Source organism: Flavobacterium taihuense, assembly GCF_019351435.1.
In the GTDB taxonomy this organism is placed as follows: Bacteria; Bacteroidota; Bacteroidia; order Flavobacteriales; family Flavobacteriaceae; genus Flavobacterium; species Flavobacterium taihuense.
Genome location: NZ_JAHWYN010000039.1, coordinates 1 through 9,449, shown reverse-complemented (window position 1 = coordinate 9,449; position 9,449 = coordinate 1). Strand labels below are relative to the sequence as shown.

Genomic DNA, 9,449 nt, shown 5'->3' with positions numbered 1-9,449 from the left:
TTAGGAGGCTGGAAAGGTTATCTTTCAGAGAGAAAACCTGGCATCACAACCTTTTGGATTGGTCTTCAAAAATTCGCCGCAATTATGCAAGGCTGGATGCTTTTTAGAGATGTGTCCAGACCGTAGGGTAGGGAGTTGCTTTTTTGGGATTGAAAAGACACAGTTTAGATGCCCGAGTAGAAAAAATGCTTTAACTAGCGGGTTTTGTTTATATTGTTTCAATTACATTCTCTTGTAATCTCCTAGATTTTGGTGTTATTTCAATTCGGTTAAAATCATCTTCCGAACCGTAGCCCACCGCCATAGCAAATAATGGTTTGTATGTTGTCATGTTAAGAATAGTTCTGTATTTATCAGTCTCTATACCTTCCATCGGTGTCGAATCCAGACCTAATGCAACACTAGCCGTCAAACCAACTCCCAAGGCGATATACACTTGATTGGAGAACCATTTTTTTAAATCGGCCTCTGGCTTACTGGCTTTAATTTGATTGTACCAATCCCTTCTGGCTTGCGGTAATTCGTTGTCAACAACTTTTTGAAAAGCATCCAAATCATCCGCAACACTAAAGACTACTAATAGTTTGGCTTGGTTTATTTTTTCAGTATTATGCATGGAAACCGAAGCCAATTGTGCTTTGATTTCATGATTTTGCACAAAGGTAAATTTCCACGGTTGGATATTTATCGAAGAAGGAGAGAGGCGCAAAATTTCTTTCAAAGCTTCAATTTTGTCCTGTGGTATCGCTTTGTCAGCATTGTACTTCTTTGCGGTATATCTTTTTTGTATTAATTTTAAAATATTCATCTTAATATTTTTTATTGGTTTACAGGATTAATTAGATATGCAAATTTAAGCCACTAATAGTTTTATACAATTTGATTGCATTAGTAATGAAATTGATTTTGAAAAGGGTACGAAGTCTGGCGCCGAAAGTTATTGGAATCGTACAACTGGAAAACGGAAATGCTGAACCCTAAATTTTTAGGATCCAGATTATACTTGTCTGTTTTAAATATCCCGGTATTATACTCCAATCATTTGGTCTTTTAATGAATAAATGATAGCCAGAACATCTTTTTTGGATTGCTCATCAATGTTATTTTTGTCAAGAGCAGACATGATATCATCCATTACACACATGTATTCTCCCTGATTAATATTCATTCCGACATGGGCTGAGTGCATATCTTTGCCAGAGTATTGTTGAGGGCCTCCACTTCCCATGATAAAAAACTCTATCACATGCTTTTTAACTTCAGCTAAATGTTGAGTGTCATCTTTTAGAGGAAGAAATCTTGCTTTAATGCCTGGGTTCACCATATGGGCTTCTATAACTTCTTGAACAATAGCACTTATTCCCTCTGTACCGCCTAGACGTTCGTAAAGACTTTTTTCGTTTGCATTATTTTCCATTTTCATTATGTTTTTAAATTATAGTTATTATTAAGTTATTTTCAAAATATTGACTACAAGTACCTAGAAAGAATAAAACATACTATTCTGTTTTGGGAGTTATCCCCAGTATTTATTCTGTTTGCTGATAAATTATGTGAAATCAAAAAAGTAAAAACAAACCAAAAAAGTTAGTCATAAGTTTTGTAGAAATTTGGGAAAAATGCAAGGATGTAAGTGTAATTCACTGTATATAAAAGCTTTATAAAGTTAAAAAAAATAATTAAAAAGAATTAGTTTAAAAGTAGTTTTTATTAATCAAGGTTTTGAAAAATTCTATAGTGTGTGATCGATTTTTAATTTTAGGAGCAGAAAGATTGAGCATTTTTGGGAATATCGTCCCGTTTTCCATTACAACCTTTTGTGTCGAACTCCGGCACAAAAGGGTTTTCACTTCACCCGGGGCTAAAGGGGTAATATTTTGCATTTTTGTAATCATCCCAAAAAAAGAAAAATAGCATTAATCGAATTCAGGTATTTGTAAATAAATTAGACAGTTCAATAATCCTGCAAGTTTTTTTTAACCTTAATAGGTATGATACTAGATTTCAAGCAACACTTACACCCGATACTGTCACCTGAAAATTTTTTTTCTGTTTTTAATAAAAATTAGTTGCATCTTCTGAAAAACTATACATCTCATCTAGCCCCGATGGAAGCAAATATCCTTTTATGCCGGGGTTCGGCATAAAAGATATGGCGGACAGCGGAAGTGAAGTTGATGAAAAACCAAATCTTTCTGCTCCTAAAACAAAAAAACTGCAAAGTGTTGCCACGATGCAGTTTTAAAGATTTTAAATATGTTTATTTATTCGTGTACTAATTCACTTTGGTTTCTGAAAACCAATTCTCCATCGAAGGAATCTAGTAAAATGATACTGTCAGGATGTACTTTACCAGCGAGGATTTCTTTGGAGAGCTGGTTGAGCACCTCTCTTTGTATCACTCTTTTTACGGGTCTTGCACCAAATTGGGGGTCATAGCCTTTCTCAGAAAGGTAAGCAATGGCCTCGGGTGTGGCATCCATTGTAATGCCTTGTTGGGCAAGCATATTAGTCACACTTTTCAATTGTAATCCCACGATTTGGGCAATGTTTTTGGCAGTTAGTGGCGTGAACATTACGATTTCGTCGATACGGTTGATGAACTCGGGGCGTACAGTTTGTTTCAATAAAGCAAGCACTTCGACTTTGGCGAGTTCGGTGGCGGCTTCGACACTTCCTTTCAGGTTCTCGAATTTTTCCTGTATGATTTGGCTTCCCATGTTGGAAGTCATAATGATAATGGTGTTTTTGAAATCGGCCAAACGTCCTTTGTTGTCGGTTAGACGGCCCTCGTCGAGTACCTGCAACAAAATGTTGAAGGTGTCCGGGTGGGCTTTCTCGATTTCGTCCAACAGTATCACGGAATAGGGTTTACGGCGCACGGCTTCAGTCAATTGTCCACCCTCGTCATAGCCCACGTATCCCGGAGGCGCACCAACCAATCGGCTTACGCTGTGGCGTTCTTGGTACTCACTCATGTCGATTCGGGTCATGGCGTTTTCGTCATCGAAAAGATATTCAGCAAGAGCTTTGGCAAGTTCTGTTTTCCCAACTCCTGTTGTTCCAAGGAAAAGGAAAGTTCCCACCGGTTTTTTCATATCCTGTAGGCCCGCACGGCTACGGCGTACGGCGTCACTCACGGCTTCGATGGCTTCTTCTTGACCTACCACACGTTTGTGTAATTCTTCTTCCAGATGCAATAGTTTTTCACGCTCGCCCTGTAGCATTTTCATCACTGGAATTCCAGTCCATTTGGCTACCACTTCGGCAATGTCTTCTCGGGTTACTTCTTCTTTAATCAACGAAGTTCCCGATTGGTTTTCCTGTAATTGTTTGGTAAAAACGGCCAATCGTTCTTGAGCTTCTTTGATTTTTCCGTAACGAATTTCGGCTACTTTGCCGTAATCGCCTTCACGCTCTGCACGTTCGGCTTCGTATTTGAAGTCTTCAATTTCGGTTTTTACGATTTGAATGTTGTCGACCACTTCTTTTTCGGATTTCCATTTCGCATAAATCTCGTTTCGGTCTTCTTTGAGATTGGCCAAATCCATTCCCAATATTTTGAGTTTGCTTTCGTCTTTTTCGCGTTTGATGGCTTCAATTTCGATTTCCAACTGCATTATTTTTCGATCCAAAACATCCAATTCCTCAGGTTTGGAGTTGATTTCCATTCTTAGTTTAGAAGCTGCTTCGTCCATCAAATCGATGGCTTTGTCCGGAAGGAAACGATTGGTGATGTAGCGTTGCGAAAGCGTAACGGCAGCAATAATGGCGTCGTCCTTGATTTGTACTTTATGGTGTGTTTCGTATTTTTCCTTGATACCTCTCAGAATCGAAATCGCACTTTCGGTATCGGGTTCTTCGATGATGATTTTTTGAAAACGGCGTTCGAGCGCTTTGTCTTTTTCGAAATATTTTTGGTATTCGTCTAGAGTCGTTGCACCAATAGCTCTCAATTCTCCACGAGCCAAAGCCGGTTTAAGAATATTGGCGGCATCCATAGCTCCCTCGCCACCACCAGCTCCAACAAGCGTGTGAATTTCGTCAATGAATAATACAATGTCTCCTTCGGCTGCGATTACTTCTTTGACAACAGATTTTAGACGTTCTTCAAATTCTCCTTTGTATTTGGCACCCGCAATCAAAGCTCCCATATCGAGTGAGAATACGATTTTATCTTTCAAATTGTCGGGTACGTCGCCATCTACAATACGGTGTGCAAGACCTTCGGCAATAGCGGTTTTACCCACTCCCGGTTCCCCCACCAGCATCGGATTATTTTTGGTTCTTCGGGTAAGGATTTGCAATACACGGCGAATTTCTTCGTCACGACCAATTACAGGATCTAGTTTTCCGGTTTTGGCCAATTCGTTGAGGTTTTTGGCATATTTGTTCAAAGAATTATAATTCTCTTCTGCCGAAGCTGAGGTCACTCGCTCGCCTTTACGCAATTCTTCGATAGCGGCTTTAAGTCCTTTTCCGGTCACACCCTGATCTTTTAGGATTTGGGCAACCTTGCTTTTAGAATCAAAAATGGCCAGAATCAAATGCTCGACAGAAACGTATTCATCATTCATTTTTTTGGCAATGATTTCGGCTTCGTTCAAAGCAGAATTTGCCGTTCTGGAAAGCTGAATTTCGCCTCCCGAAACTTTTGGGAAACTTTGAATAGTACTGTCTAAAATTTGAAGAAACAATGGTACATTGACGTTGAGTTTTTTCAATATAAACGGAGCCACATTTTCATCTACTTCAAAAATAGCTTTGAAAATGTGTTCGTTTTCTATTTGTTGTTGACCCAAACTCTGAACCAGTTGCTGTGAAAGCTGTATGGCTTCCTGCGATTTAATGGTAAATTTATTAATGTTCATGATTAAAGGTTTTATGTTTTTTATACGTTTGTTTTACGTGTGATTAGCTATAAGTTTTAATTATGGCTAATCAGTTATAACCAATTGCGGATTACTGAATTTTACTATTTAATAACTAACTTTGCAAACTAAGTATCAAATTATATTCCACTATAAATTTACGGACAATTTGACGTTTAAACTATGATTTCCATTACTTTATAAAGACAAAAAGACATAAAATACGACAAAATGAGTATATTCAATTCCCTATTCGGTAATTCAGAAGAAAAGAAAGTAACAACAAGTAAAATTAATTGGATTCCATTGACTGATTTGGAGCAACTAAATGAGATTATTACTTTATCGAATGAAAAGCCGGTAGCGATCTTTAAACACAGTACGCGTTGCAGCGTGAGTCGATTTGCATTAAAACAATTTGAAAACCAATTTGATTCTGCCGATGCAACCGACACCTATTTTTTGGATTTAATTGAACACCGTGACGTTTCAAATGAAATTGCGAGTCGTTTTAAAGTCGTTCATCAATCCCCACAATTATTGTTGATAAAAAACGGTCAATCGGTTTATGATGTTTCGCATAGTGATATTGATGCGAAGGATTTGGCTGAGAGGTTGTAGGTATTGCAGTTTATAAAAAACAGAGAAGAGGTTGTCTAAAAAGTATAGGCAACCTCTTTTTATTTTAGAATATTTAACAGTCGTAATTGGCCACAGATTATTTGGATTTACACAGATTTAAAATTATGATAGAAATCTGTGTAAATCCGAATAATCTGTAGCAATTTTTTTGTTTTATTGAAATAAAGCTAAAAATCCCCATTCGAACCACCACCACTAAATCCGCCACCTCCAAATTCCATTGGTGATTCCTCTACTTTTGCTTCGGGTTTAAGTCCAAATTGAGAAGCAATCACAAGCGCTTGAACATTAGCAAAGGCATTTGGGTTTGTGAATCGGTCGACTTTAAAAGTAAGACCTGTTTCGTTGTGTTTTGTTCTTTTTATGGCAAAATAGGTAAAAGCAAAAACAATAAGTCCTCCAATAGTCAAAGCCACTTCGGGAGGTAAAACATGATGATACATTCTGAATGTGAAAAAGGCAAAGCAAAGTGCCAGAAAACCGATCCAAAGCATCATTCGGTCTTTATTTTTCAGTGAGAAAAAGAGATAAACCATTGGAATTGAAAATGTAAATGCCCAAAAGAATAGGGCAAAAGGAATTTCAGGACTCACATCGTCATAGAAATAATTTTCTGATAGGCTAAAATTTAATTCTCTCACCACATAATAATTTCCTGCGAGATAGAATAGAATTAGGCAGAAACCTTTGGCTAGTTTCAGTCCGTTGTAATAATATGGAACAGTTAAATTTTGTAATGCTTTTTTAGAAATAAAATAAGACCCGCCAGAAAACAGCAACATCACAAAAGGCAAAATGATTTTTCCGATTGTTAAATACTCGAATGTCATGTACGCTAGACTTGCTGTTATTCCAAAACAGGCTAGTAAGGCCAAAGATAGATTAAGGTATCGCAAATAAGCGATACTCGAAGCGATTGCCATTACTAAAATAACAGCTAGATAGTTTGGATTATAGTTTTCTTCAAAAGTGAGTCCAATGCCAATGAGTAATGCTAAAATTGCTCCCAAAATAAAGGCATCGTCCAGACCAAAACCAAAATATTTCATATTCTTAGACATATATTCTTTTGATCCAAAGCCTATTATGGATAATATATATACAATAAATAAATAAGCATCGTTTCTATCACCCGCATTTACAAAGACACTATCACAAATTCCTAACCATAAGAGCGATAATAAGCCACAAATAGAGGAATACAGCATACAGCCCAGAATGAAGAAACCAATTCGGATAAAGAGGTTGTTTTGACTTTTAAGCTTTTGTAATTGGCTGTGAATTAATTTGTATTGTTCAGTACTAATAAAACCTGACTGTTTCAATCGATTTGCTTCTTCGTCTATATAAATGTTGTCTAAAAGTGTTTTATCGTATGCTATCATCGGAAGTGTTTTTGTTAAAATGTTTAATCAGTTTTATAAATCCAATGATGGTACCAATGAAATAAAACGGTGTTGTAAAAAAGAATATGGAAAAAAAGTCATCAAAATGAATGGAGTCTAATACTCTCACAAAAAAGATATTCATTCCAATAAAACCATAGAGAACAGTGAAAATAAATAGAGAAATGGACCTGATTTGGAAACTTAAATTATAAAAATAATAAGTAGCAATTGCTAATACCAAACCAAAAGGAAGCCAATAATCATCACATAAATTTACCATACAAGCAATACCAACTAAGTGAAGCGAAAAAGTAAGATAGACCAGATTGAAGTGTTTTTTCAAATTGATTTTGGTCGTATATAACACCCAAAGCAGCAAAGTCAAGCCAAAAGCCAGTCCAACATAACTTAAGTAGGTATTATCAATCATTTCGTTTTCAAAAACGTGTTTTGGGTCAACCGATAGTCCTAAATAAGCCGCCATTCCTGTGATTCCGATAGATAGAACGCTTTTGTTGTCAAAATAATACGCACAAAAAAGACTAATAATCGTTGGCACCAAAGTGGCCAATCCATAATGCGTTCCAAAAGTTTGGTATTGAAACTGCAAATAGCCCACAAACGTGCAACTCAATATAACTGCGGTAAGCACCAAATAATCATACAGCGGATTGAGGAATGGAACTTCTTCTTTTTTGAAACCCTGATGATTTTTAAAGCAAAAATAAAAACAAGTTAGTGTCACCAAAAGTAACAGGCCAAGAATTGCGGTGTGACCGATAGTATCTATGTTTTGGTAAATCAGAATCCCAATACCCGAAGTGAACAGTAACATTGATAGGTACAATAAGAACTTCAATTCATTATGAACTGAAAACAAGTTCAATCCTCGATACGCTCGAATGGCTTCAAATTGTTCTCCGGTAATGTAGTTTTTGTCAAAAAGCGTTTGAGTTGCTTGTTCTTCGAAATTCGCCATGCTATTTATTTAATATATCTCTCAAATATATAGAATTTTTATTACTAATTAATGGTGAAGTACATACATCTTTAAAACTGTATCTCATCATGAATTAACGATATATAAAAACATCATTCTGAAAGAAATTATTTTGTAATTTGTTTTCTTTTTTAAGAATGTTATTCTAAAATTGTTATTTTCGCAACATATATGTTATCATAAACCAAATACAAGTATCTTTTTTTGATTCTTCGATTATACTGTTCTAAATATTGAAAGTGTTATTTTGAAATGAAGTAAAAAATGTAAATTGAATTTTTTTGAATTTGTATGGAATTGAATATACTTAAAACTATTAATTACATAAAAATGAATCGAATCAATATTTTTTTTCAGTGTGTTATTTTCTTTTTTCTTGTGGGTTGTGAAAAGCAAGATCTTTGTGATGATGGTTATAAACCTCATGAAAGTAATGGACAAACGATATGTATTCCTGATTATGTTGGAATAAATCCCCAAAATTCTAAATTTGGGAATATGTATTATCATGAGAAATATGGAATAATTGTATTTTCAGATGGAATATGGAAGAATGAAAACAATCAAATTATTGAAAACCCGAATAAATAATTTGAATTGATTTATTGGAGTTAAATGATTTTTAGCTTATGGCTATATCTAGAAATTTCAAAATATAAAAGAATAAAATAAATGAAAATAAGTAAAAGGCTAATAGCCGGAATAGTTGGTGTTCAAATGTTATTGTGCTCATGTGAAGCAGTTCGTATTAGTGAAACTGCTAATTATCAAGATTCAAAATTTGCTTTTGGCTCTGATAAAACTGCAGTACTTGTTGGTAATGACAACATATTGCTAAGTGAATTTACCAAAACATTCAGTAAAAAGTATAATCAAAAGCATGATTTTGTAAAACAGTATGATAGTTTATATACTGTTAAATTGAAAGAAGAAAAGATATTTGGAGATATAAAATATGATAAATCTTTGGAATTTGTTTCAAATGATCCTTTGACATTTACTCAAGAACAGCAAAAAAAGGTAGATTCATTATTTACGAATTCTAAAGCGGATTATCTTATACGAATTTATGACCATGAAATTACAAATCGTATTCAAGGAAGTCTTGGTATGCCTATGGCTATGTCTAACGGTGGTATGGGGATGTCTTCGGGAACTCAAAGCGAAAGTTGTATTATAAAATCTCATTTTCAGATATATGATATAAAGTCAAGAAAAAAAGTTTTGGATTTTGTATCCAATGGAAATGGAAGTGTTGTGTTTTTTGCCTTTGAACAAGCTTTTACAGATGCTATGAATAGTTCAATCAAAAATTCAGCGATATATCTAAAAACAGGAAAGCTGAAATTTTAAAATTTAAGAAAGCATAAAAAAACCTCATTTAATTTCGATTTAAATGAGGTTTTCTATTTTGTTAAAGTTTGACACTGTCCCATAAAGTGTGTAAGTTGAAAAGTCAAGGCTTCGGTTTTATAATCGGAGCCTTTTATCAAATATAAGGGTAAATTGGTTTAAAACAATTCCCCAATTTTGAATAGGCATCGTCCA

Annotated in this window: 8 protein-coding genes; 3 read left to right on the top strand and 5 right to left on the bottom strand. The window is 35.1% G+C overall.

Features of this window, described 5'->3' with window-relative positions; all coding sequences use genetic code 11:
• Positions 1–208 precede the first annotated feature (208 nt).
• The 3 genes from KZH69_RS20000 to clpB form a co-directional block, all read right to left on the bottom strand.
• Positions 209–808: a nitroreductase family protein gene (locus KZH69_RS20000; RefSeq protein WP_219319237.1), complete on the bottom strand. Its 600-nt coding sequence runs from the start codon at positions 806–808 to the stop codon at positions 209–211.
• Between the two features lie 219 nt (positions 809–1,027).
• On the bottom strand, positions 1,028–1,417 hold the full coding sequence (locus tag KZH69_RS19995; protein WP_219319236.1) for a group I truncated hemoglobin: 390 nt from the start codon (positions 1,415–1,417) through the stop codon (positions 1,028–1,030).
• An 847-nt stretch (positions 1,418–2,264) separates the two neighbouring features.
• On the bottom strand, positions 2,265–4,871 hold the full coding sequence (gene clpB / locus KZH69_RS19990; protein ID WP_219319235.1) for an ATP-dependent chaperone ClpB: 2,607 nt from the start codon (positions 4,869–4,871) through the stop codon (positions 2,265–2,267).
• 231 nt (positions 4,872–5,102) lie between these two features.
• Here clpB and ytxJ point away from each other — a divergent pair, with 231 nt between their 5' ends.
• On the top strand, positions 5,103–5,492 hold the full coding sequence (gene ytxJ, locus KZH69_RS19985) for a bacillithiol system redox-active protein YtxJ (protein WP_219319234.1): 390 nt from the start codon (positions 5,103–5,105) through the stop codon (positions 5,490–5,492).
• Between the two features lie 188 nt (positions 5,493–5,680).
• Here ytxJ and KZH69_RS19980 read toward each other — a convergent pair whose 3' ends face one another.
• Positions 5,681–6,898, bottom strand: a complete 1,218-nt coding sequence (locus KZH69_RS19980) for a hypothetical protein (protein ID WP_219319233.1) — start codon at positions 6,896–6,898, stop codon at positions 5,681–5,683.
• On the bottom strand, positions 6,882–7,880 hold the full coding sequence (locus tag KZH69_RS19975) for a DUF2157 domain-containing protein (RefSeq protein WP_219319232.1): 999 nt from the start codon (positions 7,878–7,880) through the stop codon (positions 6,882–6,884). The genes KZH69_RS19980 and KZH69_RS19975 overlap by 17 nt, the downstream gene beginning before the upstream one ends.
• 351 nt (positions 7,881–8,231) lie before the next feature.
• On the opposite strand from KZH69_RS19975, the gene KZH69_RS19970 reads away from it, so the two are divergent.
• Together KZH69_RS19970 and KZH69_RS19965 are read left to right on the top strand one after the other, a co-directional pair.
• Positions 8,232–8,492, top strand: coding sequence for a hypothetical protein (locus KZH69_RS19970; RefSeq protein ID WP_219319231.1), 261 nt, complete (start codon positions 8,232–8,234; stop codon positions 8,490–8,492).
• Between the two features lie 81 nt (positions 8,493–8,573).
• Positions 8,574–9,254, top strand: coding sequence for a hypothetical protein (locus KZH69_RS19965; protein ID WP_219319230.1), 681 nt, complete (start codon positions 8,574–8,576; stop codon positions 9,252–9,254).
• Positions 9,255–9,449: the final 195 nt, after the last annotated feature.

Excerpts from the sequence above, each read along its gene's own strand:
- KZH69_RS19965 (WP_219319230.1), top strand. The coding sequence starts at position 8,574 with ATGAAAATAAGTAAAAGGCTAATAGCCGGAATAGTTGGTGTTCAAATG.
- KZH69_RS20000 (WP_219319237.1), bottom strand. The coding sequence starts at position 808 with ATGAATATTTTAAAATTAATACAAAAAAGATATACCGCAAAGAAGTAC.
- KZH69_RS19970 (WP_219319231.1), top strand. The coding sequence starts at position 8,232 with ATGAATCGAATCAATATTTTTTTTCAGTGTGTTATTTTCTTTTTTCTT.
- KZH69_RS19995 (WP_219319236.1), bottom strand. The coding sequence starts at position 1,417 with ATGGAAAATAATGCAAACGAAAAAAGTCTTTACGAACGTCTAGGCGGT.
- KZH69_RS19980 (WP_219319233.1), bottom strand. The coding sequence starts at position 6,898 with ATGATAGCATACGATAAAACACTTTTAGACAACATTTATATAGACGAA.
- ytxJ (WP_219319234.1), top strand. The coding sequence starts at position 5,103 with ATGAGTATATTCAATTCCCTATTCGGTAATTCAGAAGAAAAGAAAGTA.
- clpB (WP_219319235.1), bottom strand. The coding sequence starts at position 4,871 with ATGAACATTAATAAATTTACCATTAAATCGCAGGAAGCCATACAGCTT.
- KZH69_RS19975 (WP_219319232.1), bottom strand. The coding sequence starts at position 7,880 with ATGGCGAATTTCGAAGAACAAGCAACTCAAACGCTTTTTGACAAAAAC.